Origin of the sequence: Janthinobacterium sp. SUN118 (assembly GCF_030397695.1) — a bacterium.
GTDB lineage: Bacteria > Pseudomonadota > Gammaproteobacteria > Burkholderiales > Burkholderiaceae_D > Janthinobacterium.
Genome location: NZ_JAPUBV010000007.1, coordinates 113,518 through 138,725, shown reverse-complemented (window position 1 = coordinate 138,725; position 25,208 = coordinate 113,518). Strand labels below are relative to the sequence as shown.

22 protein-coding genes and 4 tRNA genes are annotated in these 25,208 nt (G+C 61.9%); 13 read left to right on the top strand and 13 right to left on the bottom strand.

What is annotated here, in order from left to right; all coding sequences use genetic code 11:
- Window positions 1–60 precede the first annotated feature (60 nt).
- Window positions 61–1,074 carry a D-2-hydroxyacid dehydrogenase family protein gene (locus tag O0880_RS27505; RefSeq protein WP_289889608.1) on the top strand — a complete coding sequence of 338 codons (1,014 nt, stop codon included), beginning with the start codon at window positions 61–63 and terminating at the stop codon, window positions 1,072–1,074.
- Here the strand turns inward: O0880_RS27505 and O0880_RS27500 are convergent.
- Window positions 1,062–1,835: an L-asparaginase gene (locus O0880_RS27500; RefSeq protein ID WP_071326795.1), complete on the bottom strand. Its 774-nt coding sequence runs from the start codon at window positions 1,833–1,835 to the stop codon at window positions 1,062–1,064. The genes O0880_RS27505 and O0880_RS27500 overlap by 13 nt on opposite strands.
- A gap of 178 nt (window positions 1,836–2,013) precedes the next feature.
- On the opposite strand from O0880_RS27500, the gene O0880_RS27495 reads away from it, so the two are divergent.
- The 3 genes from O0880_RS27495 (at window position 2,014) to O0880_RS27485 (ending at window position 6,589) form a co-directional block, all read left to right on the top strand.
- Window positions 2,014–2,499 (top strand): asparaginase domain-containing protein, encoded by a 486-nt coding sequence (locus O0880_RS27495; protein ID WP_034781194.1) that lies wholly within the window; start codon window positions 2,014–2,016, stop codon window positions 2,497–2,499.
- Between the two features lie 201 nt (window positions 2,500–2,700).
- A complete protein-coding gene (locus tag O0880_RS27490; protein ID WP_289889606.1) occupies window positions 2,701–3,378 on the top strand; it encodes an FxDxF family PEP-CTERM protein in 678 nt (225 codons plus the stop codon).
- A gap of 475 nt (window positions 3,379–3,853) precedes the next feature.
- Window positions 3,854–6,589, top strand: a complete 2,736-nt coding sequence (locus tag O0880_RS27485; RefSeq protein WP_289889605.1) for a TonB-dependent receptor — start codon at window positions 3,854–3,856, stop codon at window positions 6,587–6,589.
- 151 nt (window positions 6,590–6,740) lie between these two features.
- On the opposite strand, the gene O0880_RS27480 is transcribed toward O0880_RS27485, so the two are convergent.
- Both O0880_RS27480 and dinB read right to left on the bottom strand, forming a co-directional pair.
- On the bottom strand, window positions 6,741–7,637 hold the full coding sequence (locus O0880_RS27480) for a recombination-associated protein RdgC (RefSeq protein ID WP_034754435.1): 897 nt from the start codon (window positions 7,635–7,637) through the stop codon (window positions 6,741–6,743).
- 129 nt (window positions 7,638–7,766) lie between these two features.
- Window positions 7,767–8,900: a DNA polymerase IV gene (gene dinB, locus O0880_RS27475; protein WP_289889698.1), complete on the bottom strand. Its 1,134-nt coding sequence runs from the start codon at window positions 8,898–8,900 to the stop codon at window positions 7,767–7,769.
- 215 nt (window positions 8,901–9,115) lie between these two features.
- Between dinB and O0880_RS27470 the strand changes: the two genes are divergently transcribed.
- The 8 genes from O0880_RS27470 to O0880_RS27435 all read left to right on the top strand — a co-directional run bounded on the left by O0880_RS27470 (window position 9,116) and on the right by O0880_RS27435 (window position 13,007).
- Window positions 9,116–11,302 (top strand): S9 family peptidase, encoded by a 2,187-nt coding sequence (locus tag O0880_RS27470; RefSeq protein WP_289889604.1) that lies wholly within the window; start codon window positions 9,116–9,118, stop codon window positions 11,300–11,302.
- A gap of 110 nt (window positions 11,303–11,412) precedes the next feature.
- A tRNA-Val gene (locus tag O0880_RS27465) sits at window positions 11,413–11,488 on the top strand.
- Window positions 11,489–11,542: 54 nt separating this feature from the next.
- Window positions 11,543–11,619: transfer RNA gene (locus tag O0880_RS27460), tRNA-Asp, on the top strand.
- 217 nt (window positions 11,620–11,836) lie between these two features.
- Window positions 11,837–11,912, top strand: a tRNA-Val gene (locus tag O0880_RS27455).
- Between the two features lie 56 nt (window positions 11,913–11,968).
- Window positions 11,969–12,045: transfer RNA gene (locus O0880_RS27450), tRNA-Asp, on the top strand.
- Between the two features lie 97 nt (window positions 12,046–12,142).
- Complete coding sequence (locus tag O0880_RS27445) at window positions 12,143–12,322, top strand: hypothetical protein (RefSeq protein ID WP_289889603.1); 180 nt, start codon at window positions 12,143–12,145, stop codon at window positions 12,320–12,322.
- A 16-nt stretch (window positions 12,323–12,338) separates the two neighbouring features.
- The gene (locus O0880_RS27440) at window positions 12,339–12,536 is read left to right on the top strand and encodes a hypothetical protein (RefSeq protein ID WP_289889601.1); all 198 of its coding nucleotides are present in this window, start codon (window positions 12,339–12,341) and stop codon (window positions 12,534–12,536) included.
- 129 nt (window positions 12,537–12,665) lie between these two features.
- The gene (locus O0880_RS27435) at window positions 12,666–13,007 is read left to right on the top strand and encodes a CzcE family metal-binding protein (RefSeq protein ID WP_289889599.1); all 342 of its coding nucleotides are present in this window, start codon (window positions 12,666–12,668) and stop codon (window positions 13,005–13,007) included.
- Between the two features lie 75 nt (window positions 13,008–13,082).
- On the opposite strand, the gene ahpF is transcribed toward O0880_RS27435, so the two are convergent.
- The 4 genes from ahpF to O0880_RS27415 all read right to left on the bottom strand — a co-directional run bounded on the left by ahpF (window position 13,083) and on the right by O0880_RS27415 (window position 18,859).
- Window positions 13,083–14,678, bottom strand: a complete 1,596-nt coding sequence (ahpF, locus tag O0880_RS27430) for an alkyl hydroperoxide reductase subunit F (RefSeq protein WP_289889598.1) — start codon at window positions 14,676–14,678, stop codon at window positions 13,083–13,085.
- A 106-nt stretch (window positions 14,679–14,784) separates the two neighbouring features.
- Window positions 14,785–15,348, bottom strand: coding sequence for an alkyl hydroperoxide reductase subunit C (gene ahpC, locus O0880_RS27425; protein ID WP_071326099.1), 564 nt, complete (start codon window positions 15,346–15,348; stop codon window positions 14,785–14,787).
- A 193-nt stretch (window positions 15,349–15,541) separates the two neighbouring features.
- A complete protein-coding gene (locus tag O0880_RS27420) occupies window positions 15,542–15,934 on the bottom strand; it encodes a DUF3597 domain-containing protein (protein WP_289889597.1) in 393 nt (130 codons plus the stop codon).
- Window positions 15,935–16,105: 171 nt separating this feature from the next.
- Window positions 16,106–18,859 carry an EAL domain-containing protein gene (locus O0880_RS27415; protein ID WP_289889596.1) on the bottom strand — a complete coding sequence of 918 codons (2,754 nt, stop codon included), beginning with the start codon at window positions 18,857–18,859 and terminating at the stop codon, window positions 16,106–16,108.
- On the opposite strand from O0880_RS27415, the gene O0880_RS27410 reads away from it, so the two are divergent.
- A complete protein-coding gene (locus O0880_RS27410) occupies window positions 18,858–19,004 on the top strand; it encodes a hypothetical protein (protein ID WP_232251010.1) in 147 nt (48 codons plus the stop codon). The genes O0880_RS27415 and O0880_RS27410 overlap by 2 nt on opposite strands.
- Before the next feature lie 94 nt (window positions 19,005–19,098).
- Here O0880_RS27410 and rbsD read toward each other — a convergent pair whose 3' ends face one another.
- The 6 genes from rbsD to O0880_RS27380 all read right to left on the bottom strand — a co-directional run bounded on the left by rbsD (window position 19,099) and on the right by O0880_RS27380 (window position 25,039).
- Window positions 19,099–19,491 carry a D-ribose pyranase gene (gene rbsD / locus O0880_RS27405; protein ID WP_071326096.1) on the bottom strand — a complete coding sequence of 131 codons (393 nt, stop codon included), beginning with the start codon at window positions 19,489–19,491 and terminating at the stop codon, window positions 19,099–19,101.
- A 4-nt stretch (window positions 19,492–19,495) separates the two neighbouring features.
- A complete protein-coding gene (gene rbsK, locus O0880_RS27400; protein WP_289889595.1) occupies window positions 19,496–20,410 on the bottom strand; it encodes a ribokinase in 915 nt (304 codons plus the stop codon).
- On the bottom strand, window positions 20,407–21,456 hold the full coding sequence (locus O0880_RS27395; protein ID WP_289889594.1) for a LacI family DNA-binding transcriptional regulator: 1,050 nt from the start codon (window positions 21,454–21,456) through the stop codon (window positions 20,407–20,409). Before O0880_RS27395 ends, rbsK begins: the two co-directional genes overlap by 4 nt.
- Before the next feature lie 21 nt (window positions 21,457–21,477).
- Window positions 21,478–22,449 (bottom strand): ABC transporter permease, encoded by a 972-nt coding sequence (locus O0880_RS27390; protein WP_071326093.1) that lies wholly within the window; start codon window positions 22,447–22,449, stop codon window positions 21,478–21,480.
- Window positions 22,450–22,467: 18 nt separating this feature from the next.
- A complete protein-coding gene (locus tag O0880_RS27385) occupies window positions 22,468–24,018 on the bottom strand; it encodes a sugar ABC transporter ATP-binding protein (RefSeq protein ID WP_289889593.1) in 1,551 nt (516 codons plus the stop codon).
- 85 nt (window positions 24,019–24,103) lie between these two features.
- The gene (locus O0880_RS27380) at window positions 24,104–25,039 is read right to left on the bottom strand and encodes a sugar ABC transporter substrate-binding protein (RefSeq protein WP_289889696.1); all 936 of its coding nucleotides are present in this window, start codon (window positions 25,037–25,039) and stop codon (window positions 24,104–24,106) included.
- Window positions 25,040–25,208: the final 169 nt, after the last annotated feature.

Genomic DNA, 25,208 nt, shown 5'->3' with positions numbered 1-25,208 from the left:
CAGCATTTCCCGTATCCTGTTATTTCCCTACCAAATCTTCACTAAAATCGGCCATCCACCATGAAAATTGCCATACTCGATGATTATCAGGATGCCGTGCGCAGCCTCGATTGTTTCAAATTGCTCGATGGACACGAGGTCAAAGTGTTCAGCAATACGGCGCGGGGCCTGGGCCAGCTGGCCATCCGTCTGGCGCCGTTCGATGCGCTGGTGCTGATCCGCGAACGCAGCAGTTTCAACCGGGCATTGCTGTCGAAACTGCCGAACCTGAAACTGATTTCACAGACGGGCAAGGTCAGCGGACACATCGACGTGCCGGCCGCCACGGAACTGGGCATCGCCATCGCGGAAGGCATCGGCTCGCCCACGGCGCCGGCCGAGCTGACGTGGGCCCTGATCATGGCGGCGCAGCGCAAGATCGTGCCCTACGCACAGCATTTGCAGGAAGGACTGTGGCAGACGGCGTCGCTGGAACCGGCGCGCAACACCCTGGGCACGGTACTGAAGGGGCGCACCATGGCGATCTGGGGCTATGGCAAGATCGGCCAGCTGATCGCCGGCTATGGCCGCGCCTTCGGCATGACCATCCTCGTCTGGGGCAGCGAAGCGAGCCGCGCGGCGGCCGCGGCGGCAGGCGACACGGCTGCCCCATCGCGCGAGGCCTTCTTCGAACAGGCCGACGTGCTGACCCTGCATTTGCGCCTGTCCGACGCCACGCGCGGCCTGGTGACGGCAGAGGACCTGGCGCGCATGAAGCCAAACAGCCTGTTCGTCAACACGAGCCGCGCCGAACTGGTGGCGGAAGGGGCGCTGGAAGCGGCGTTGCCGCGGGGATGCCCGGGCGCGGCCGCGCTGGACGTGTTCACGGACGAACCCTTGCCGCCCGGCTCGCCGCTGTTGCGGCTGCCGAATGTGCTGGCCACGCCGCACCTCGGCTATGTCGAGCGCGACAGCTATGAGCTGTATTTCCGCTACGCCTTGCAAAACATCGTCGATTTTGCGCAGGGTCAATGTACGCGCCTGCTCAATCCCGCGGCGCTGACGCATGCGCGGCAAGCCCCTCAGGAGCGCTGAAAGCCCTTCAGCAGGTCCGGCGTGCCCGTCAGGCTGATGGCGGGCGCGGGCAGCACATGGCGGCCGCGCCACAAGCCTGCCCAGCCGGGTGGCCAGGCGATCGCCGGCCCCGCATACGGCGCCACGCCGGCGCGCACGGCAACCACCGGCACGGGCGGCATGTCCTGCAGCGGTGCGCCATCGGCGCGCTGCATGTCCAGGCTATACATATAGTCCGGCAGCAAGGCGTCGCAGACGCGGGCAAACCACTCGCTGTGGTCGTCGTCGCGGCCCAGCGCCTGCGCCAGCCCTTGCGGGTCGAAGCGCGCCAGCGCGTCGATCAGTTCGCCCGTGGAGGCGCCGGGCGAATCGCCCCAGCCCATCACGGGATTGACGTTGTAGTCGGCGCCCGAGCCATACCAGCCTTCGCGCCATGGCCGCTGCATCCAGTCGCGCGGCCCCGTAAACAAATGCCAGCGCCAATGCAGGCCCGACGGTTTCGGCCAGGAATACAGGTACAGTTTTTGATAACCGGCCTGGTGCAGTTCGCGCACCATGGCCATCAGGCGCGCGTGCGGCATGCGGTCGGGCGGCGCGCGGCGAAACAGGATCGGTTCGCCATCGGCGAACTGCACGTCGTCGGTCGACAGGTTCAGGTCCAGGGTGCGCGCTTCGCTGCCAAACCGCGCGGCGATCCAGCCCGTCAGCAGATTGACGGACGTGATCACGCCATAACCGCGGTGGCGGTGAAAAATGACGGTGCCGGGTGCGAGCGCTTTCATACGGGAGTCGGGCCCTTGGGCGAACAAAGAAACAAGTGTACTCACAGATGGCCGAATTTTCCAGACGCGGCGCAAGGCGATCGCCATCAGCGCTACCCGCATCGAACCGGTCATTGACGCAATCGTGGCAATCCACGATATCATGCGCGTCATTCTCCACTGACATCGTGACCACATCATGACTTTGCGCATACTCGCCACCGGCGGCACTTTCGACAAACACTACAACGAATTGAACGGCACCCTGGGCTTTTCCGACAGTCATTTGCCGGCAGCGATCGCCCGCGCGCGCATGACCGCGCCCGTGGCACTGGAACAATTGCCGCTGCTCGACTCGCTCGACATGCAGGATGCGGATCGCCAGCGCGTGCTGGCCTCATGCCGCGCGGCACAGGAAAAAGCCATCGTCATCATCCACGGCACCGATACCATGCGCGAAACGGCGCAGGTGCTGGGCGCGGCGAATCTGCAGCAGACGGTGATCCTGACGGGTGCCATGATTCCGTACGAGATCGACAATTCCGACGCCTTGTTCAACCTGGGCTTTGCCTGCGGCGTGGCGCAAACCTTGCCAGCCGGCGTGTATGTGGCCATGAATGGCCAGATCTTCGCCTGGGACAATGTGCAGAAGAACCGCGCCGCCGGCGTGTTCCAGCCGCTGTAATGCCATTGCGCTGCGACAACGTCGCAGCGCTACAACAAAAATCTGCTGCAACATTTCCAGAAAAATAAAGAATCCGTCCATTAATTCCCATACGGAAATAAAGAAAGTAAAAAAACAATATATTTGTTCATAATTGCAATTTTTTCCTGGGGTTCAATGCTATATTCAGGTCATCGACTAACCCTTTCTGGGAAACCCATCATGACCAAGCGCAAATCGGCTGCACAACTGTTCCAACTGGGCGCCATGGCCGCCGCGTTTGCGCTGAGCGGCGCCGCCCACGCGACGACGAACCTGACGAATGAATACACGGTGACGGCATCGGCCACGGCCGCAGGCGCGAACACGTGGACCTTCGATTACAGCGTCTTGAACAATAACCAGGGCATCGGCGGCCAGACGGGCCTGGACGGCTTCACGATTTTCGTGCCCGTTTCCGCCACGCTGGTCAGCTCCACCGCCCCCGCGCCATTGAATGGCGCGCCCGGCTTCTGGTCGCAAGGCACCAGCGCCCAGCTCGACCTGGGCGGCGACGGCTCGCAAAACCTCGTGGCGCCCTCGGGCTATGCCGCCTATACCTGGTGGGGCCAATACACGCAATCCGTGTACACGCCAGGCTCGACCGCCAACTTCAGCATTACCTTGAGCAATGTTGCCGTCGGTGCCAATACCGTCGGTATCAGCACCTATTTCGGCTATGGCGCCGCGACCGCACAATCTGCCAGCAACCAGTATGGCAATTACTCTACCTTTACCGGTACTTTCGCTTCACCGGTGGCCGCAGTGCCTGAACCGGAAACATACGCCATGCTGCTGGCCGGCCTCGGCCTGGTCGGCTTCATGGCGCGCCGCAGAAAGGCAGGCAAGCAAGCCGCCTGACTTCCACTCTGCAGCACCTCGACAAGCCCGCTTTCAGCGGGCTTTTTTTACATTTTTTTACTTTGCATAAATTCCGTAATGCAACAGTTTTCATCGAATTATTGTTGGCGAAACATCGAATTGCCAATACATTAATTTAATGTTGTAAAAAAACGCCATTATTCATTTTTTAAAACAGTGATATTTTGAAATATAAAACTGCGATTTAACAAATAAATTGAACATTCTTCAGTATCGGCTATTTCTTGCCAAATCCGACACGGTTGATATGCATTTTTCCTTGCTGAGAAGACATAATGTTTGTCTCGACAAGTCAAAAGTGCATTTATAACAATATTGCGCTAAGTAGTCTTCCACCTCCTTCCGATGTGGTTCCGCCTACCGTACACGCCGCCGCAGGCCATCTATCCGATGGCTTTATCGGTGCTCGTGTGCCGCTTGTCGTTATTAAAACTACTACGGAGTAATTGTTACAATGGCATTTAAAGAAAAAATTGGCGTGCGCAGCGTACGCCTGGCCCTGACCGTACTGGCAGGCAGCATGTTGTTCTCCGGCCAATCCATGGCGGACGAAGCAATTCAAAAAGTCGAAATTACCGGCTCGAGCATCAAGCGTATCGCCGTCGAAGGCGCATTGCCTGTGCAACGCCTGTCGCAAGAAGCCATCGCCAAATCGGGCGCTACATCGGTAGCTGACCTGATCCAGGCTCTGCCAGCCATGCAAGGTTTCACCATCGGCGCAGTCGCCGCTGGTTCCGACTCGGGCGGTAACACCAGTGCATCGCTGCACGGTATCGGCGAGTCCTACACCCTGGTACTGCTGAACGGCCGCCGCATCGCGCCACAAGGTTCGGGCACCACGGTCAACTTGAATGCCATTCCGATGAGCGCCGTTGAGCGCGTCGAGATCCTGACCGACGGCGCTTCGGCACTGTACGGCTCGGACGCCATCGCCGGCGTACTGAACTTCATCCTGAAGAAAAACCAGCAAGGCGCCACCCTGGAAGCCACCTACGGCGGTCCGGAAGACAAGGGCGGCAACGCCTGGAATACCAGCGTCACCTACGGTTTCGGCGACCTGGACGAAGACCGCTTCAACGTGCTGCTGTCGTACCGCCATGACGAGCAATCGAAACTGCGCGCCACCGACCGCAACTTCGCCGCCAGCTCCTTCGTGCCATTCAGCCGCAACGGCAATAACTATGTATGGGACCGCACCAGCACCTCGGCTTCGCCGGCCGGCGCCACCGTTGCCTACAAGAGCGGTGCTCCGTCGACCGTATTTTCGCCTTACCTGGCGCAACATAACGGTACCGCCTGCCCTGACGGTTTCGAGATCACCCCAAGCAATACCCGCGCTTGTGGCTTCGACACTGGTTCCACCGTGGAAATCGTGCCGCAATCGAAACGCGACAGCCTGTTCTCCAAAGCAACGTACAAGCTGAACGACAACCTGAACGCGTTCGCCGAACTGGCCTACTCGCGCTACGACCTGACCGCGCGTATCGCCGCCAATCCGATCCCGATCGCGATCGCCAAGGACAGCGCGCTGTACAACACCTATGTGTCGCCATACCTGACGCCAGCACAACGTGCCGACGTCAAATCCGTGACGGCCAACTACCGCAGCACCGACTTCGGCCTGCGCGCCAGCAACACCATCACCGAAACCAAGCACGTCGTGCTGGGCGTTGAAGGCGAGCTGGGCGCGTGGAACTTCGAGAGCGGCCTGACCTGGTCGCAAAACTCGATCGACGAGCGCTACACGGGCGGTTACCAGAAAAACCAGGCGTTCAAGGACATCCTCGCCAATCCGGAATTCGATCCGTTTGCAATGACGCAAAAGCCATCCGTGCAAGCGCAAGTCGCGGGCGCGCAATTCGTCGGTTCGGTGCGTACCGCATCGACCACGATGCGCGCCATCGATACGCACGGCTCGCGTGAACTGTTCGACCTGCCAGGCGGCAAAGCCAGCCTGGGTATCGGTGGCGACTACCGCACCTATATCTATGAGCAATCGCCAGGCAGCAATGCCACCGGCAACGACATCTACAGCTTCAACACGAAGGCTGCCTACGACATGAGCCGCGACACCTATGGCGCGTTCGTCGAATTGCTGGCACCGCTGACGAAGTCGTTCGAAATGACCGTTGGCGGCCGTTACGATGCTGTCAAGGCGATCGATGACAAGCTGAACAACAAAACCGTGGGCAAGAAAGACAGCGCCAATACCTACAAGGTATCGGCACGCTGGCAGCCGGTACAAACCGTGCTGATCCGCGGTTCCTACGGCACGGGCTTCAAGGCGCCAAGCATGCTGGACATTGCTCAGCCGCTGGTCAATGCCAGCTTTACCGCCAAGAAATTTGACTGCCCATACCCAGGTAACGCACTATGCCGCGGCGAACCAACGCAATACAACGCGGTATCGCAAGGCAATCCAGACCTGCAATCGGAAAAATCGAAGCAGTTCACCCTGGGCTTCCGTGTCGAGCCTAGCGCGGCCTTCTCGTTCGGCGCCGACCTGTGGGATGTAAAACTGCGCAACGCCGTGTCCGAAATCACCGAAGATCAGGCATTTGGGGATCCGATCAAGTACGCGTCGAGCTTCACGACCTACATCGAACCATCGACCGGCTTTCAATACTACGCATTCAAGAAACTGTCGGTCAACGTCGGCAAGAAGGAATACCGTGGTATCGACTGGGATCTGTCGGCCAACCACAAGTTCTCCTTCGGTAAGCTGACGGCTCAACTGAGCGGTACGCACATGTTGCACGCCAACTACACCAAAGCCGGTAGCGACAACGTGTTCACCAGCAACATGAACTTCTTCGGCGACACCAACGAAGTCACGTTCCGCAACCTGATGAAGCTGACGACGACCCTGGACACTGGCCGCCTGAGCAACACGGTCACCGTCAACTACCGTAACGGCTACACCGATGCTGCGGCGACCGTCTACAACGTCGATACCCACAAAGAAGAGAAAAACTTCCGCCTGCAAGTACCGTCGTACACGACGTTCGACTGGCAAGCGCGTTTCGTCTTTGACAAGCAAACCACGATCCGCGCAGGCATCAAAAACCTGTTCGACCGTGCACCACCGCTGTCGCTGCGCGCTTCGTCGGGCCACCAGATTGGTTTCGACCCACGCTACGCCGATCCAATGATGCGTTCGTTCTACATCACCGGCAACTACAAGTTCTAATTTGACGTTGTAAATTAGCTTGTCTGAAAAGCGCCTTGCACTTCACCGTGCAAGGCGCTTTTTTTTATGCCGCAACATCGTCACAGGTGAAAACTGCGCGGGCGAAAAAAAAAGGAGCGTGAGCTCCTTTTCTGTACCGGCACGACGGTGTTTACGCGGTCGCTTCGCCGCCCAATGCCTCGACCACGTCGGCCATCAGCTTGCTCAACTCACCCGTCATCAGCATCACGTCGCCGTCGAAACGCTCTTCGTCGTTCTTCGTGCTCGATTCCGTTTCCTTGATCACGTCCAGCGGCTTGACGCTCTTGATGGCCAGCGACTCCGTCAGCACGAACGAGATCTTGTCGTTCCACGTCATGGCCAGGCGCGTGCACTGCTTGCCGGCCGCGATGTGGCGGCGCACGTCGTCCGCTTCCAGCGTGTGGCGCACATAGCGCACGGTGGCCTTGCTCTCGCCCGTGGCGCGCAATTCCGTATCCATGTCGACCGTGAAGCCGGCAGGCGCATCGTCGGCCTGCAGCCATTCCGTCATCACCGCCACCGGCGAGCGCTGCACGCGCAGGCTTTCCAGCGGCAGCTTGTCGACGGCTTTGAGCAGCAGCTTGATGACTTCATCGGCTTTTGCCGGGCTGGCGGCATCGACCACCAGCCAGCCATTGACGGGATCGATCCACGTCCAGACATTGCTGCGGATGCTGAAGGCGCGCGGCAGCAGTTCGTCGGCGACGCGCTCTTTCAATTCCTTCATGGCTTTCTTGCCCGGCGCAAAGCCTTGCGCTTCTTCCATTTCAGCGGCGCGGGCCTTGGCGACCTGGTTGATGACGGTGGCTGGCAGCAATTTCTTTTCCGTGCCCAGCAGGATCAGCATCTGCTTGTTGACCACGTGCACCAAACCGCCATTCGGGCGTGGCGTATCCCAGCCCTGGCGCATCAGATCCATGCTGGTCGCCGGCGTAAATTTGTTCGAGGACAGCGCCTCTTCCAGTTGTTCTGGCGTATAAGCCCATGGTGCGGGCAGGCGGTAAATCTGAAGATTCTTGAACCACATAGTTTTTGTCTTCCGTTTGTTTCAGTAGTGCCAGGGGAACGCCATTCTACACTTTCGACACGCTCATGCCGTCAAAGGCGCGGACTGGCGCGATGCTTGTACAACAGGATTGGTGGCCGCGCGATGCCGCTACAGGGCGGGAAACAGCTCGGCCTGGGCCGGCGCCTGCCGCGTGACCAGGGCAGGATCGGACAGGGTCGAGATGCGCACGCCCAGCAGGCGGATTTTTTTCTCGAACGGCACGCGCCGCAAACAATCGCGGCTGGCACGCAGGATGGCGGCGGCATCCGCCGTGGCGCTGGGCAAGGTGACATCGCGCGTCACCGTGCTGAAATCCTCGAAGCGCAGCTTGATGCCCACCGTGCGCCCCGCCAGCGACTGCTTGTCGAGGTCGCCCGCCACGCGCGTGCACAGGCTTTCCAGCTTTTCCGACAGGGTGGCGCGGTCGCGCACCACCTGCAAGTCGCGCTCGAACGTCGTTTCGCGGCTGACGGACTTGGTTTCCCGGCTCGTCTGCACGGGCCGCTCGTCGATGCCCAGCGCCGCCTGCCGCAGCCAGCTGGTGTACACGTCGCCAAACTGCGTGCGCAGCATGGCCAGGTCGGCTTGCGCCAGCTGGCCGATGCTGACGATGCCCAGCGCTTCCAGCTTGGCCGTGGCCTTCGGCCCGATGCCGTTGATTTTTTTCGCCGGCAGGGGCCACACGCGCGTTGCCACATCCTCGGGCGACAAGATGGTCAGACCATCGGGTTTTTCCAGATCGGAACAGATTTTCGCCAGCAATTTGTTCGGCGCCAGGCCGATCGAGCACGACAGGCCCGTCGCCTCGGACACGGCCGCCTTCAGGCGCGCGGCCATGGCCGGCGCCTGCCCGCCATATTCCGTCAGGTCGACATAGATTTCATCGATGCCCACGTTCTGGATGATGGGGCACAGGTGGGCCACGGCCTGCTTGAAACGGGCCGAGTACTCGCGGTACGCCTCGAAGTCGGCCGGCAGCAGGATGCTGTCCGGCGCCAGCTTGGCCGCCTTCATGATGCCCATGGCGGAAAACACGCCGAACGCGCGCGCCGCATACGTCGACGTGGTGACGACGCCGCGCCCCACGTAATCGCGCATGCGCGCAAACTGCCGCGTGCCATCTTCCTGCAGCACGGGCTGCTGCAAGCGGCCACCGCCGATGACGACGGCTTCGCCGCGCAATTCCGGATATTTCAGCAATTCAACGGACGCAAAGAAGGCATCCATGTCCAGGTGGGCAATCCAGCGGCGCGGCGCGGGTGACTCAGGAAATGTAGGGGCAGATAGGGTCAAGGGCACCTCGCGGCGGGATGCTGTTAAATACTGTTGTTATATACAGTATCGCTGGAAATGCCCGTGGATGCAAGCGCCGGCGCAGCATTGACTGAAATCATGATTGGCTTTTCTATTTAGCAAGAATAGAATCGCTGCACAACAACGAAACCTAGGGAGTTGCCTTGTCCACAGTACCTTACGTCTTACGCCGCCTGGCCGCCTGCTCATCCATCATGCCGGCCCTGCTGCTGTCCACGCTTTCGCCATCCGCGACAGCCGCCGACGCCGCCACCACCACCGTCGCCACGGCCACCGCACCCGTCGCAGCCCCCGTTGCCGCCAAGACAGCATGGCAGGAAACACGCCATGGCACGGTCGTCACGGACGACTACCGCTGGCTGCAAAAGAAGAGCGATCCAGCCGTGATCGACTACCTGAATGCGGAAAACGCCTATACGGCGGCCGTCACGGCACCGATACAGCCGCTGGCCGACAAGGTGTATGCCGAAATCAAGGGCCGCATGCAGGAAGTGGACCTGTCCGTGCCTGCACGCCAGGGCAATTTCTACTATTACACGCGCGTGGAAGCGGGCAAGCAGTACCCGATCCATTGCCGCCGCCCTATCGGCAAGGGCGGCGCCTATGATGCGCAGGCGCCTGAGGAAGTCCTGCTGGACCAGAATCAATTGGCCGAAGGCCAAAAATTCTTTGCCGTGCGCGCGTTTTCCATCAGCCCGAATGAACAGCTGCTGGCCTACACCACCGACACGACGGGTTTCCGCCAGTACGAATTGCACGTCAAGGATTTGAAGACGGGCAAGTTACTTACCGACAGCATGCCACGCGTAACGTCGCTGGCCTGGGCGTCGGACAACGCCACCCTGATGCTGGCCCAGGAAGACGCCACCACCAAGCGTTCGGACCGCGTATTCCGCCTGGCCCTGGGCGGCACGCAGCAGCAGGTCTACCACGAGCCGGTGGAACAGTTCGCCATCAACGTGGGCCGCACGCACGACAAGCAATTCTTTGTGCTCACCTCGGGCAGCACGGATACGACGGAAGTGCTGCTGTTGCCAACCAACAAGCCGGAAGGCAGCTTCCAGCCCGTGCTGAAGCGCGAGAAGGGCCACCGCTACGTCGTCGAGCACCGCGACGGCCAGCTGTATATTCTGACCAACAAGGAGGCGAAGAATTTCCGCATCGTCAGCGCGCCGCTGTCGGATCCGCAGGCCCGGCACTGGAAGACGCTGGTGCCGCACAACAAGGATGCCGTGATCCAGTCCATCGACGTCTTCCAGGGCTACCTGGTGGTGATGGAAAAAGCGCGCGCCCTGAACCGCGCGCGCATCCATGATTTTGCGCAGAAGAACTGGAAAACCGTGCAGTTCGACGATGCCGTCTACCTGGCCAGCGCGGCCGGCACGCCGGAATTTTCCGCCACGCAATTTCGCATGTCCTACCAGTCCCCCGTCACGCCGCCCACCGTCATCGACGTGAACATGCAAGATGGCAAGCGCACGGTGCTGAAGCAGCAGGAAATCGTCGGCGGCTTTGACGGCAGCCGCTACACCACGCAGCGCCTGTGGGTGAAAGCGCGCGATGGCGTGCAAGTGCCGCTGTGGATCGTCTACAAGAAAGGCGTCAAGCTCGACGGTTCCGCGCCGCTGCTGCTGTACTCGTATGGTTCCTACGGCATCTCGACGGAAGCCAGCTTTGCCATCAGCCGCATCAGCCTGCTGGAACGGGGCGTCATCTATGCGCAAGCGCATATCCGTGGCGGCACCGACATGGGCGAAGCCTGGCATGAGGACGGCATGCTGATGAAGAAGAAAAATACCTTCAATGACTTCATCGACAGCGCCGACTACCTGGTGCGCGAAAAATGGACGAGCCCGAACCGCCTGATCATCCAGGGCGGCAGTGCCGGTGGCTTGCTGATGGGCGCCGTCGTCAACATGCGTCCCGAACTGTTCCACGCCGTGCACGCGGCCGTGCCCTTCGTCGACGTGATGAACACCATGATGGACGCCAGCCTGCCGCTGACCACGGGCGAATACCTGGAATGGGGTGACCCGAACCAGAAGGCGGCCTATGACTACATGCTCAGCTACTCGCCTTACGACAACATTGCACGTAGGAATTATCCCGCCATGCTGGTGACGACGGGCCTCAACGACAGCCAGGTCATGTACTGGGAACCGGCCAAATACGTGGCCAAGCTGCGCGCGTATAAAACGGACGGCAATCCCCTGCTGCTGAAAACGAATATGGGCGCCGGCCACGGCGGCGCCTCGGGCCGCTATAACGCCATCGCCGAAAACGCTTTTAATATGGCGTGGATGCTGTCGCAATGGGGCATCGACAGCTAAAACGGTAAAAAGTTGGAAAAAGCGCTTGCAGAAGGATTTTGCCCGTCCTATAATAGCGCCTCTTCCAGACGTGGTGACAAACGTCGGGATGGTTTTCTGAGACAAGCAACGGGTGCTTAGCTCAGTTGGTAGAGCGGCGCCCTTACAAGGCGTAGGTCGGGAGTTCGAGCCTCTCAGCACCCACCAAATCAGAAAACTGTCCAGTGCTTCATGGATCAGCAACACAGATCATACGAGCTTGGAGTGGTAGTTCAGTTGGTTAGAATACCGGCCTGTCACGTCGGGGGTCGCGGGTTCGAGTCCCGTCCGCTCCGCCAATAAAAGAAAAGCCCTTTGGTTCCTGGAACCGAAGGGCTTTTCCCATTTCCGCGCCAGAAAATGCGCCCCGCCTTCTCCTCCCCGGCATTTTTGCGCTTTTTCGCAAAAAAACTGCTTTTATCCCTCAAGAATAGTTGCACAAGCGGGAAGGCGCCCCCTATAATAGTGCCTCTTCCAGACGTGGTGACAAACGTCGGGATAGTTTTCTGGGTATGCGGGTGCTTAGCTCAGTTGGTAGAGCGGCGCCCTTACAAGGCGTAGGTCGGGAGTTCGAGCCTCTCAGCACCCACCACCAAACAGAAAATTATCCAGTGCTTCATGGATCAGCAACACAGATCATACGAGCTTGGAGTGGTAGTTCAGTTGGTTAGAATACCGGCCTGTCACGTCGGGGGTCGCGGGTTCGAGTCCCGTCCGCTCCGCCAATAAAAGAAAAGCCCTTTGGTTCCTGGAACCGAAGGGCTTTTCCCATTGTGGGGCCAGAAATACATCAGCGCTCTTGCCGACTCTGCCGCTCCTGCCTTGATGCACCTGCCCCGCCATCGTCCCCCTACCTTGCGCCTGCGCCTGGCCCATCATGCGCTGCTGCAATTTGCCGCCAGCCTGGCCAGTTCCATGGAAATCCTCGTCTTCCTGGCCGCGCCCGTCTTGCTGGGCCTGCTCAGCGTCATCGCCCTGCCCGGTTTTCTTGCCTTGCCTTGAGCGCCACCGGAAGCAAATGATGGCATGGACTGCCTCTTCTCCCGTCCTGCAGGTCGAGCATCTCGATTTTCATTTCCCCACGCACAGCGTGTTCCAGGGCTGCCGCCAGCCATTCGGCGCCGGCGTCACCTGGCTGCGCGGCGCGCATGGGGGCGGCAAGACCACCCTGCCGAAGCTGGCGGGCGGCGCCCCGCTGCCTGCGCGCGAAATATAGTCAGGAAATACAGCTTTGCAGATGGGGCCGCTACAGCTTACGATGCCGTGTTGCAAAAACCGGCGATCCCGGCGCAGCCACGACAACAAACGGCGGCTTACCAGCCCGCCATGACTATTCTTGGAGAACATGATGTTGAACACCCACTGCAGCGCCCTGGCCATCCTGTGCGCCGCCCTTGCCACGTCCGCCATCGCCGCCGGCCCGACGGGCACGGCCGCCGACTATGGCAGCGCCGCCCCGCATGCCGCTGCCCAGCGCACCATCACCCTGCAGGACGATACCCGCCACGTCAATGTCACGCGCGGCGAGACCGTCACCATCGTCCGCGCCGGCCAGCGCTTTACGTGGCATGTGCAAACCTTCAACCATCAAACCAGATTCGCCCTGGCCGCCATCGCTCCCGCGGACATGCCCGTCGACGGCGTCTTGGTGTATGTCGCCGGCAACCCGCTGTACGCGGGCAGCTGAATTTCTTGCACGTAAAAAAACCGGAAGGGCCTCGCGGTCCTTCCGGTTTTTTTGATCCAGCGCAACGTTAAAAGCTTACGCCGTCAGTGCTTCTTTCGCGGCAGACTCTTCAACCACTTCCTCGTCGTCCGAGCGGATCAGGTGGTCAAAGGCGGACAGGGCTGCCTTCGCGCCTTCGCCGGTGGCGATGATGATCTGCTTGTACGGCACCGTGGTGACGTCGCCGGCCGCGAACACGCCGGGGATCGAGGTCTGGCCGCGGGCATCGACTTCGATTTCGCCGTGGCGCGACAGGGCCAGCGTGCCTTTCAGCCACTCCGTGTTCGGCACCAGGCCGATCTGCACGAAGACGCCTTCCAGTTCGACCTTTTTCGACTCGCCGCTGATGCGGTCCGTGTAGCTGAGACCATTGACGATCTTGCCGTCGCCGTGGATCTCGGTCGTCTGCGCCGAGGTGATCACGGTCACGTTGGGCAGGCTGTGCAGCTTGCGTTGCAGCACCGCATCGGCACGCAGTTCCGCGCCGAACTCGATCAGGGTCACGTGTTTCACGAGGCCGGCCAGGTCGATCGCCGCTTCCACGCCCGAGTTGCCGCCGCCGATCACGGCCACGCGCTTGCCCTTGAACAAGGGACCGTCGCAGTGCGGGCAGTAGGCGACACCGTGGTTGCGGTATTCCTTCTCGCCCGGCACGTTGATTTCGCGCCAGCGGGCGCCGGTGGCCAAAATCACGGTCTTGGCTTTCAGGACGGCGCCATTCGCCGTTTCAATCTCGACCAGCTTGCCCGGCGTCAGTTTCGTCGCGCGCTGGGTGTTCATGATGTCGACCTCGTACTCCTTGACGTGCTGTTCCAGCGCCATGGCGAACTTCGGACCGTCCGTTTCCTTGACGGAAATAAAATTCTCGATGGCCAGGGTATCGAGCACCTGGCCGCCGAAACGCTCGGCCAGCACGCCCGTCTTGATGCCCTTGCGGGCCGCATAGATGGCCGCTGCCGCGCCGGCAGGGCCGCCGCCGACGATCAGCATGTCGAACACGTCTTTCTTGTTCAGCGCTTCGGCCTGACGGGCGCCGGCGTTGGTGTCGAGCTTGGCGAGGATTTCCTCGACATTCGTGCGTCCCTGACCGAAGTGTTCACCGTTCAGGAACATCATCGGCACGGCCATGATCTGGCGTTCTTCCACTTCTTTCGGGAACACGCCGCCGTCGATGGTGGTGACCTTGATGCGCGGGTTGATCACCGCCATCGCATTGAGCGCCTGCACCACTTCCGGGCAGTTATGGCAGCTCAGCGAAATAAACGTTTCAAAGACATAGTCGCCGTCGAGGTTGCGGATCTGCTCGATCACGGCATCGTCGAACTTGATGGTGTGGCCGCCCACTTGCAGCAGCGCCAGCACCAGCGACGTGAATTCATGGCCCAGCGGCACACCGGCGAAACGCACGCCGATGTCGGAGCCTGTACGGTTGATGCTGAACGACGGGGTCCGTACGCCAGCGTCAATGCGCTCGACCAGCGTGATCTTGTCGCTCAACAGGACTATCTCCTGGAGCAATTCCTTCATCTCACGGGCTTTTGCGCTGTCATCGAGAGAAGCGACCAGCTCAAGCGGATACACCACTTTTTCCAGGTAGGATTTCAGTTGGGTTTTGAGGGTTGCGTCTAACATGATTTTTTCCTTTTCTACAAATATTTAGGCGAATGCCGGGCCGGACACCCGGTCCGGCATCGCGGTAACTACTTGTTTGCTGCTAGATGTTTCAAAGCTTCAAAACTTAGATCTTGCCAACCAGGTCCAGCGATGGGGTCAGCGTTGCTGCGCCTTCCGTCCATTTTGCCGGGCATACTTCGCCTGGGTGGCTCGCCACGTACTGGGCGGCTTTGACTTTGCGCAGCAGTTCTGCAGCGTCACGGCCGATGCCGTTGTCATGCACTTCCAGCACTTTGATGAAGCCGTCCGGATTGATGACGAAGGTACCGCGCAGTGCCAGGCCTTCTTCTTCGATCATGACTTCGAAGTTGCGCGACAGGGCGCCGGTTGGGTCGCCGATCAGTGCGTATTGCACTTTCTTGATCGCATCCGAGGTGTCGTGCCATGCTTTGTGTGCGAAGTGGGTATCGGTCGAGATACCGTACACATCGACGCCCAGTTTCTGGAATTCAGCGTGGTGATCGGCCAGATCTTCCAGTTCGGTTGGGCAAACGAAGGTGAAGTCGGCTGGGTAGAACACGAATACCGACCACTTGCCTTTCAGCGACGCTTCCGTCAGGTCGACGAACTTGCCATTGTGGTATGCGGTTGCCTTGAATGGTTTAACTTGGGTATTGATGAGCGACATAGTCATTTCCTCTCGTGTGGTGAATCAGTAAGACTCTAGTGTAAGGGGTTTTAACCCATATGCAAAATTGATTGTCACAATAGTTTCAATTGATTTTAGCTATCGCGACGCTATGGGAACTCCATCATAGGCAGTTCCCACAGGATTGAATAGCGGCAGCGAGATATTCCTGCCACCGCCAGGTGTGCAGTTCTTAGTTCTTCAGCTCTTCCGGGACTTTTCCGCCGTTTTCCGCCAGCTTGATCATCACCTGGCGGTGCAGCCAGATATTCATGCTGGCCGAATCATTGGTATCGCCCGTGAAATGCAGCTCTTGCGCCAGTTCCTTGCGCGACGCCAGGCTGCTGTCGAGTTGCAACAGCTTCATCAGGTCGACGATGGATGTGCGCCAATTGAGTTTTTCCGCATTCTTGCTGGCCAGGTCGACCAGCACCACTTCCACGTCCACCACGGGCACGGCGGCGGCCGGGGCGGCCGCAGGAGCGCTCGCTGCCGGTGCCTCGGTAGCGGCGGCCGGCGTGGCAGCCGGGGCGGCATCGGACGAATGGTGGAAGATCTTGTTGTAGATATTGCTGAAAATGCCCATGAGTACACCTCGAGTTGGAGTGAATGGAAGAAAATTTGCCTGCGCAAGCAGTCGATGACCGGTGACAGCTGAAGCCGGGCGCAGGCGCCAGCGTATCGAGTATAAGCCTGTTCCCGCCGGGAGCCCTGTCCCGCAGGCCTGGCTGGCATGTGCTGGCGCGACGCCCCCATTTCAAGGGTGCAAGGGCCGCTGCGCGTGCAGCAGCGCATCGAACGCTTCGATGGTCAGGGGCGGGGCGAACAGATAGCCTTGCGCATAGTCGCAGCCTATGTCCTGCAGCAACGTCCGCTGCGCCGCCGTTTCCACCCCTTCGGCGATGACCCGCATGCCCAGCTTGTGCGCCACGCTGATGATGGCTTCGCACAAGGCCAGCTCGCTGGCGCCCGGCGCCAGCTTGCGTATCATGGCGCCGTCGATCTTCAGGTAATCGATGCCGCACTGCTGCAATTGCGTCAGCGATGCATGGCCGCTGCCAAAATCGTCGAGGGCGATCTGCACGCCCGCATCGCGCAAATGCTGGAGCCGCTGCGCCATGCCGCTGCCGGCGCCGCTGCCCGTTCCCAGCAGCGCATCCTCGCGCATGTCGAGCACGATGGCCGAGACCGGCACGTCGAGCGCCATCAGCTGGCGCAGCCAGGTGCCGGGCGCTTCCGCCTCGCGCTGCAACTCCAGCGGCGACAGGTTCAGGCACAGCTGCAAGCCCGTCTGCCCGATGGCGTGGCCGTCCGCGCGCCAGCGCAGCAACTGCGCGGCCGCCGCGCGCAGCACCCAGTCGCCGATTTCCACGATCAGGCCGCTGCTTTCGGCCAGCGCGAGAAAGTCGGGCGGGTACACGAGGCCCCGTTGCGGATGGTTCCAGCGCAGCAAGGCTTCCGCCTTGTCGATGCGGCCGCTGTGCAGCGCGACGATGGGCTGGTAATACAGCTGCATCTGCTGCTCGCGCAGGGCCGTGCGCAAGTCCGCGCCCAGGCGCATGCGGTTGACGGCCGCCACCTGCAGGGCCGGCGTGAAATAGCTGTAGCGGTTGCGCCCCGCGCCTTTCGACACATACATGGCCTGGTCCGCATGCTTGAGCAAGTCTTCGATATTGCCCGCGTCGTCCGGATACAGGGTGATGCCGATCGAGGCCGAGACGAATGCCTGCTCCTGCCCCAGCAGGAACGGCGCCAGCAAGCCGTCGAGTATCTGCCGCGCGATGCGGTCGACTTGCTGCAAGTCATCGAGGTCGGACAGGATCACCGTGAATTCGTCGCCGCCCAGGCGCGCCACCGTATCCGTCTCGCGCACGCCGACGCGGATGCGCCGCGCCGCCTCGATCAGCAGGATGTCGCCCTGGTGATGACCAAGCGTATCGTTGACTTCCTTGAAGTGGTCGAGGTCGATGAACAGGATGGCCACACGGCTCGTGTCGCGCCGTCCCTGCGCCAGCGCCAGGCGCAGGCGCTCGTGGAACATGCGGCGGTTCGGCAATTGCGTGAGGGTATCGAAATTGGCTTGCTGCCAGATCAGCGCTTCCGACTGCCGCTTGTCCGTCACGTCTTCCAGCATGCACAGATGGTGCGGACCGCCGTGGCGCGCCGTCTCGATGGCCGTCACGGAGGCGTCGACCCACACCACGCCGCCATCGGGGCGCACGATGCGCTTCGAGTGGCGAAAGCCGCTCAGGCGCCGCGCCAGCAGCTGCGCCACCTGCTCCTGCTCGCCCGCCACATCGTCGGGATGGCTGATTTCCATCCAGCTCGATTTCTTCATATGCTCGAGGCTGCGCCCGGCGATGGCGAGATAGCGTGGATTGATATCGAGAAACTGTCCGCTCAGGGTATCGATCAGGGCGATGCCCATGGGTGCTTCCTCGAACATCGTGCGAAAACGCAACTCCCCCTGGCGGATGGTTTCCTCCGTACGGCGGCGCTCGCGTGCCAGGTTGCTGAAGTGAAACGCTGCCGAGACAGCCAGCAGGCTGCCGGCCACGCCCAGCGACAGGTACAGCCAGCCCAGGTCGGCGCCAGGCACGGGGCGGTAGAGGAAGCCGCGGTAGGCGGCGCTGGCCGTCGCGTCCGGCGCCAGCAAGCCCATGGCCGCGTAGGTATCGGCGATATGCTGCCAGCGCTGGGGATTCATGTAGCCGAGTTCCACCAGCACGGGCTGCAGCAGCAGCTCCATCTGCTGCGCCTCGTACAGCAGGTGCGCGCTGTCGTGGCGCTGGCTGTATTTGGCATGGATCAACTGCGCCATTTCCTCGCGATGGGCCATCGCGTATTGCCAGCCGCGCAGGCTGGCCGCGCGGAACGCTCTCACCCGCTCGGGATGGCGGCGCAGTTCATGCTCGCTGGTAAACAGGTTGTCGCCATAGAAATCGATGCCGGCCGTGCGCGGCGTGAACTGGTAGTAGGGAAAGCCAGCCCGGTCCAGATAGTCGGGCTCGTTGGTGGAATAGGCGGCAATCGCATCGACCTTGCCGTCGATCAAGTCCTCGACCCGGTAACTGGGCGGCAAATGCCGCATCTGCTGCGGCGCGACGCCCATTTTCTTCAGGAACAGCGACACTTCATCGGAAGCGGACGCCACATCGGCAGGCGCGCCTATCATCACGGGGGCGCCCGCCAGCCGGTGCACATCGGGCGCACCGCCATGCTGGCGCATCAGCAGCACGCTGGGCGAATGCTGGAACACCACGGCCAGCACCACCACGGGCTTGCCGGCCAGGCGGCTGAGCAACAGCGTGCTGTTGCCCACGCCATATTCGGCCTGGCCCGCCAGCACGGCCGTCTCGGCGCGCCGGCCGTCACCGCCTTCGACCAGGGTCACGTCGAGGCCCGCCTCGCGGTAATAGCCCTGCTCGATGGCCGCGTAATAGCCGGCAAACTGGAATTGGTGCGTGAAATTGAGCTGCAGGACGACGCGCTCCAGCGCATGGACCGGCATGGCGCAGCAATACAAGCAGGCGAGAAAAAGCAGCCAGGCGAGCGCCCGCCTGCCTGTACGCGGCGGCAAAGGGGAACGGCAAGCGCGCAATGCTTCCATCGGCATGGCAGTCAACCATCAGGAAACTGCCGGGCAGGCAGGATAAGCCTATTGTAGCCGTCCCTTTTGCCAATGGATAATTATTTCACTTGCAGCAAGATCGTTGATGTTTTTGGCAAACAATCTCGCACTTCTTTGCGCTAAAACACGACGCCAGCCACCAGGATGACGTTGGCATACGGACTGCATTCGCCCGTGCGCACGATGGCGCGCGCGCCCTTGCACAGCTGCTTGAACTCCTCGTGCGTCACCTGGCGCGCATCGGGCAAGCCGAGCGCCGCCACCTGGGCCGCCATGGCCGGATTGTGCTGCGGCAGTTCGCTGGCGAGCAAATGGTATTCCACTTGCATTTCGCTCAGCACCGTCTGCACGGTGTCGATGAAGCCGGGAATGCCGCGCGTCAGGGCCAGGTCGATCAGCGGCACGCCCGGCTGCGACGGCAAGCCCGCGTCGCCGATGACGAGCATGTCGCCATGACCGAGCGAAGCGATCAGTTGCGACAGCGCAATATTGAGCAGCGGTGATTTTTTCATGGTCTCAGAACAGCTCGTGCAGGTAAGGGATCGACGTTTGCGCGCCGGGCTTGGTGACGCTCCAGGCGGCAGCGCGCTGGCCCTGGCCGATCGCTTCCGCCTCGTCCATGCCAGACGCCAGGCCCGCGACGAAACCGCCGATGAAGGTGTCGCCGGCGGCCGTCGTGTCGACGGCTTGCACGGCTTCGGCCGGGAACATGGTGTCGCCGCCATACAGGGCCGCGTGCACGCCCTTGTTACCGAGGGTGATGATGACGTTGTCGCTGCCCTGCTTTTGCAGCGCGGCCGCCAGCGCGGGAATGTCGGTGGCGGACTCGGGACTCACGCCGGCCAGCATGGCCGCTTCGATTTCATTCGGGATCAGGTAATCGACCAGGTCCAGCACGCCTTCCGGCAGGCTGGCGGCCGGCGCCGGATTCAGCACGACGGTCTTGCCCAGCGAGCGGGCCAGCTTGATCGCATGCACGACGGTGGCCATCGGCGTTTCCAGCTGCAGCACGACGATGTCGGCCTGTTCGATCAAGCCTTGCGCCGCGTCAATGTGCGCGGGGCTCAATAAATCATTGGCGCCGCCGGCGATGACGATGCTGTTCTGGCCGTTGTCATCGACGAGTATCGAGGCGATGCCGGATGCCACGCCCGGCAAGGTACTGATGTGGCTATCGATGATGCCATCGCCCACCAGCGCCGCGCGCAGGGTGGCGCCGAAGGCGTCGTCGCCCACGCAAGCGACCATGGCCACTTGCTGGCCGCCCGCCTCGACCTTGCCGCTCATGCGCGCGCAGGCGACGGCCTGGTTGGCGCCCTTGCCGCCAGGAATGGTTCGAAAAGCGCCGCCCGTCAGGGTTTCGCCGGGGAGGGGCATGCGCGGCACGCGCAAGACCAGGTCCATATTGATGCTGCCGATAACCACGATCATGATGTCATTCCCATCAGTTCAGTTGCAGGTAAAGAAAAAGGTACTGGCGTGGCCGCCACGCTGGAGCCGCGCACGTGCAGCTCGGGGACGATGCTGCGCTGCTGACGCGGCAAGCCGGGTTCGGCGATGCGCGCCAGCAGGCAGGCGGCCGTGATGTGGCCCAGCTCGCGCGTGTTTTGCGCCACGCTGGTCAGGGCCGGATGCACGAAGCTGGCCAGGTCGATATCGTCGAAGCCGACGACGGCCAGTTCTCCGGGCACGGCAATGCCGCGCTCGGCGGCGGCGCGCAGGGCGCCAAACGCCATCAAGTCATTGCAGCAAAACAGGGCGTCCGGGCGCTGGCCTGGCGGCAGCGCCAGCAAGCCGAGCGCGGCCGCATAACCGCCCGCGCTGCTAAAGTCGCTATGCAGGCACAGGGCCGATTCCAGCACCGCGCCCGCCTCCGCCATGGCGCCGCGCGCGCCAGCGATGCGCTCGTTGGAAATGCTCACTTCGCGGGGTCCGGCGATGCAGGCGATGCGCCGGCGTCCCAGGTCCAGCAGGTGGCGCGCGGCCAGGGCACCGCCGGCGCGGTTGTCGACGGCCACGGCGTCGATGGCCAGGTCGCTGGGGGCGCGGTCGAGCAGCACGGCCGGCACCTTCATCTTGCGCAGCAGTTCGCCATCGCTGTCGGCCAGCGCGGACAGGATCAGGCCGTCGCAACGCTTGGTCAGCAGCACGTTCAGGTAATCGCGCTGCTTGACGGGATCGTCATCGGAATTGCACAAGATTACGCTGTAGCCGGCCGCGTAGCAGCTGTCTTCGATGCCGCGCGCCACTTCCGAAAAATACGGGTTCGTATTGTTGGGAATGATGAGGCCGATGGTGCCCGTGCTGCGGCTGCGCAGGGAACGCGCCAGCGCGCTGGGCACGTAATGCAATTGTTCCGCCGCCGCCAGCACGGCGCGGCGCGCCTCGTCGCTGACGGGGCGGGTATTGTTGAGGACGTGCGAGACGGTGGTAAACGACACCCCCGCCGCCTGCGCCACTTGCTTGATGGTTGCCATGGGACGCGCTTTCTGCTGCGATTAGGCGCGCTCGCCGCGGCGGCGGTAGGTGTCGAGCACCACGGCGGCGACGATCACCAGGCCCGTGACGATGCGTTTCACCGGTTCCGACACGCCCACCTGCGCCAGGCCCGCTTCCAGCACGGAAATGATCAGCACGCCGATAAATGTGCTGATGACGGAACCGCGTCCGCCCATCAGGCTCGTGCCGCCGATCACCACGGCGGCGATCACCTGCAATTCCATGCCGACGCCGCCGTTCGGGTCGGCCGCTTCCAGACGCGACACCTGGAACAGGGCGCCGATGCCGGCCAGCAAACCCATCAAGGCAAACACGAGCACTTTCGACGGCTTCGTGTTGATGCCGGACAAGCGCACGGCTTCTTCATTGGTGCCGATGCCGATCCAGTGGCGTCCCAGCACCGTGCGCGTGAGCACCAGGTGGCCGATGACGACGATGGCGATCGAGGCGATGAAGGCGGGCGACAGGCCGAAGGCGATGGGCGAACTGATGCCTTCGACGGCGCTGCCGATGTATTCCGTGCGCGAGTTGGTGACTTGATACGCCAATCCCCGTGCCATCTCCAGCACGCCCAGCGAGACGATGAACGAGGGGATGCGCCAGCCGACGGAAATCAGGCCCGTGGTGGCGCCGCACAGGGCGGCGACGAACATGCCCAGCAGGGCCGCGCTCCACACGGGCCAGCCCCAGTGCACGACGGCCAGCGACAGCACGGAGGCGGCCAGCGCCATGACGGAGCCGACCGACAGGTCGATGCCGCCGATGATCAGCACGAAGGTCATGCCGACGGCCATCACCACCAGGGTCGGGATATTGTTCGACAGGGTGCTGAGGGTGGCCAGCGTGAAGAAGTTTTCGCTGGCAAACGAGAACAGCACGCACATGGCCAGCAGGGCGCCGATCAGGCCCGCATAGTTTTTCAGGTCGGCCAGGCTGCGCTGCAGATACGAAGGAGAGGAGTTGGTGGTCATGGGAATCTTTCCGGCGGATCAGGCCGCAGCTGGAGTGGAAGTTGGGGTCAAATAGCCGGAGAAGGCGGCCGACAGCAGCGCGTCCTGGCTCCAGGCGCCGCGCTCGAAGGTGTCGACGATGCTGCCCGCGCTCATGACGGCGATGCGGTCGCAGATCAGCATCAGTTCGCGCAAGTCGCTCGAGACGATGACGAGGCCCTTGCCCTGGCGTGCCTGTTCGGCCAGCACCTGATAAATATCAAACTTGGCGCCGATATCGATGCCGCGCGTGGGTTCATCGAACAGCATGACGGGGCAGTCGCGGTACAGCCAGCGGGCGATCACCACCTTTTGCTGGTTGCCGCCAGAGAGCTCGGCTACCGTTTGCGCGCTGTTGCGCGAGCGGATGCCCAGGCGCTGGATATAGTCGTCGGCCACCGACGCTTCGGCCGCGTCGTTGAGCCAGCCGGCGCCACTGACGGAGTCGAGCGACGCCAGGGTCGTGTTGACGGCGATGGACTGGCGCAGCAACAAGCCCTGTCCCTTGCGGTCTTCCGTGATCATGGCGATGCCGGCTTTCACTGCTGCCTGCGGCGAGTGCAAGGCGGCCGGCGTTTCGCTGTCGCCAAGATACACGGCACCGGCGTCGGCGCGGTCGGCGCCGAAGATCAAACGCAGCAATTCCGTGCGGCCCGAACCGATCAGGCCGGCGATGCCGAGGATTTCGCCCGCGCGCAAGTCGAACGAGGTGGGGTGGACCACCTTGCCGCGCGCCAGGCCGCGCACGCGCAGCAGCGGCGCGCCGATGGTGCGCCCGCTCAGGTCGACGGCGTCGTCGGCCGAACGGCCCACCATCAGGCTGACCAGGTCGGCGGCGGAATGGCCCGCGATGTCGTCATCGCACACGAGCTGGCCATCGCGCAGCACGGCGATGCGGTCGGCCACGCGCTTGAGTTCTTCCAGGCGGTGCGAAATATAGATGATGCACACGCCTTCGGCCTTCAGGCGCTCGATCTGCAGGAACAGCAATTCCACTTCGCGGTGCGTCAGCATGGCCGTCGGTTCATCCAGCACCAGCAAGCGGCAGGAACCGATCAGGTTGCGCGCGATCTCGATCATCTGCTGGTGACCGATGCCGAGCGCACCGACGAGTGTCCACGGGTCGAGTCCGCCCAAGCCCACTTTTTCCATCTGCTCGCGCGCATCGCGCTCCAGGCGGGCGCGGTCGATGAAGCCGAAGCGCTGCGGCAGGTTTTTCAAGTACAGGTTTTCCGCGATCGACAGGGTGGGAATCAGATTGAGTTCCTGCATCACCATGCGGATGCCCAGCGCCTCGGCGGCGCCGCGCGAGGCGGGCTGGTAAGGCTTGCCGTCGAGCAGCATGGTGCCCGTGGTGGCTTGCTCCAGGCCGCAGATGATCTTCGACAAGGTACTCTTGCCGGCGCCATTTTCTCCCGTCAGCGCCAGCACCTGGCCAGGGGCGAAGCGCAGGGCCACGCCGCCCAGCACGGGGCCGACATAGGACTTGCCGATATTATCGAGCGTTAACAAGGGGATGGCGGCTGGCGCCGGGGGGATGTCGGTAGGCATGATAAAACTCCGCGATGGTGGCGGCGGGGCCGGCGCCGCCTACTCGCATGAGTGGGCAGGCGCCGGCCCCGGCGGGATCAGACGATCAGGACTGGGCGCCCTTGGCGACCAGTTCGACCTTGGTTTCGATGACGCCACCGAGCTCGGCCTGTTTCTTCTTCTGCGCCAGCGCTTTCAGCACGGTGTCGATGCCGAACACGGCTTGCTGCGAACCGAACTGGTCGGCGGTGGCCAGCACGCGACCATCGGCCAGCATCGGCTTGATGGCGTTGATGTTGTCGTAGCCGACGACGAGGACCTTGCCCGTCTTGCCGGCCGCCTTGATGGCGGAAATGGCGCCGATGGCCATGTTGTCGTTACCGCACAGCAAAGCCTTGATATTCGGGTTGGCATTCAGCATGGCGGCCGCCACCGTGTTGGCGGGGGCGATTTCCCACTGGCCCGACTGCACGCTGACGACTTTCGCACCGGCCGCGCTCATGGCGTCCTGGAAACCCAGGGTGCGCTGCTGCGCGTTATACGTGGTGGACACGCCTTCGATGATGCCGACCGGGTCGCCCTTCTTGATCTGCTTGGCCAGGTAATCGCCGACCACCTTGGCGCCCTTGCGGTTGTCCGGGCCGACGAACGGCACGGTGATGCCCTTCTCTTTCAAGGCGCCCGCGTCGAGCTTGTTGTCGATATTGACGACGATGATGCCCGCGTCGATGGCTTTCTTCAGCACCGGCACTAGCGCTTTCGAATCGGCCGGCGCGATCACCAGCGCGTTCACGCGCGAGACGATCATCTGCTCGACCAGCTTGATCTGGCTCGACGTATCCGTTTCATCCTTGATGCCGTTCGACAGCAGGTCGTACTTGGCGGCATTCGCCTTCTGGTGCGCCTTGGCGCCGTTTTCCATGGTCAGGAAGAATTCATTGGCGAGCGACTTCATCACCAGCGCCACCTTCGGTTTGGCAGGTGTCTGCGCCATCGCCGGCACGGCGGGCAAGGCACACACCAGGACAGCGGCGGCAATCATTTTCAGGCGAATACGGGATGTCATGAGCGTCTCCAGAGTTGTTGGTCAAGCACGTCTACATCATGCTTTTGTGGAATTTCACGGCGCGCAAACGTTTGCGCGAAGCGAATAGTGCCTCAATGCCCCATTCCAGTGCAAGCAAAACTGTATGTGCGGTGCAGCAAAAAGA

Bases quoted from the DNA above. Each gene is read 5' to 3' on its own strand.
- O0880_RS27395 (WP_289889594.1), bottom strand. From the start codon at position 21,456: ATGGCAACCATCAAGCAAGTGGCGCAGGCGGCGGGGGTGTCGTTTACC.
- O0880_RS27500 (WP_071326795.1), bottom strand. From the start codon at position 1,835: ATGAAAGCGCTCGCACCCGGCACCGTCATTTTTCACCGCCACCGCGGT.
- O0880_RS27505 (WP_289889608.1), top strand. From the start codon at position 61: ATGAAAATTGCCATACTCGATGATTATCAGGATGCCGTGCGCAGCCTC.
- rbsD (WP_071326096.1), bottom strand. From the start codon at position 19,491: ATGAAAAAATCACCGCTGCTCAATATTGCGCTGTCGCAACTGATCGCT.
- O0880_RS27420 (WP_289889597.1), bottom strand. From the start codon at position 15,934: ATGGGCATTTTCAGCAATATCTACAACAAGATCTTCCACCATTCGTCC.
- O0880_RS27390 (WP_071326093.1), bottom strand. From the start codon at position 22,449: ATGACCACCAACTCCTCTCCTTCGTATCTGCAGCGCAGCCTGGCCGAC.
- ahpC (WP_071326099.1), bottom strand. From the start codon at position 15,348: ATGTCGCTCATCAATACCCAAGTTAAACCATTCAAGGCAACCGCATAC.
- O0880_RS27385 (WP_289889593.1), bottom strand. From the start codon at position 24,018: ATGCCTACCGACATCCCCCCGGCGCCAGCCGCCATCCCCTTGTTAACG.
- O0880_RS27495 (WP_034781194.1), top strand. From the start codon at position 2,014: ATGACTTTGCGCATACTCGCCACCGGCGGCACTTTCGACAAACACTAC.
- O0880_RS27480 (WP_034754435.1), bottom strand. From the start codon at position 7,637: ATGTGGTTCAAGAATCTTCAGATTTACCGCCTGCCCGCACCATGGGCT.
- ahpF (WP_289889598.1), bottom strand. From the start codon at position 14,678: ATGTTAGACGCAACCCTCAAAACCCAACTGAAATCCTACCTGGAAAAA.
- O0880_RS27410 (WP_232251010.1), top strand. From the start codon at position 18,858: ATGGCGCAGCAATACAAGCAGGCGAGAAAAAGCAGCCAGGCGAGCGCC.
- O0880_RS27490 (WP_289889606.1), top strand. From the start codon at position 2,701: ATGACCAAGCGCAAATCGGCTGCACAACTGTTCCAACTGGGCGCCATG.
- O0880_RS27435 (WP_289889599.1), top strand. From the start codon at position 12,666: ATGATGTTGAACACCCACTGCAGCGCCCTGGCCATCCTGTGCGCCGCC.
- O0880_RS27485 (WP_289889605.1), top strand. From the start codon at position 3,854: ATGGCATTTAAAGAAAAAATTGGCGTGCGCAGCGTACGCCTGGCCCTG.
- O0880_RS27415 (WP_289889596.1), bottom strand. From the start codon at position 18,859: ATGCCGGTCCATGCGCTGGAGCGCGTCGTCCTGCAGCTCAATTTCACG.
- O0880_RS27380 (WP_289889696.1), bottom strand. From the start codon at position 25,039: ATGATTGCCGCCGCTGTCCTGGTGTGTGCCTTGCCCGCCGTGCCGGCG.
- rbsK (WP_289889595.1), bottom strand. From the start codon at position 20,410: ATGATCGTGGTTATCGGCAGCATCAATATGGACCTGGTCTTGCGCGTG.
- O0880_RS27440 (WP_289889601.1), top strand. From the start codon at position 12,339: ATGATGGCATGGACTGCCTCTTCTCCCGTCCTGCAGGTCGAGCATCTC.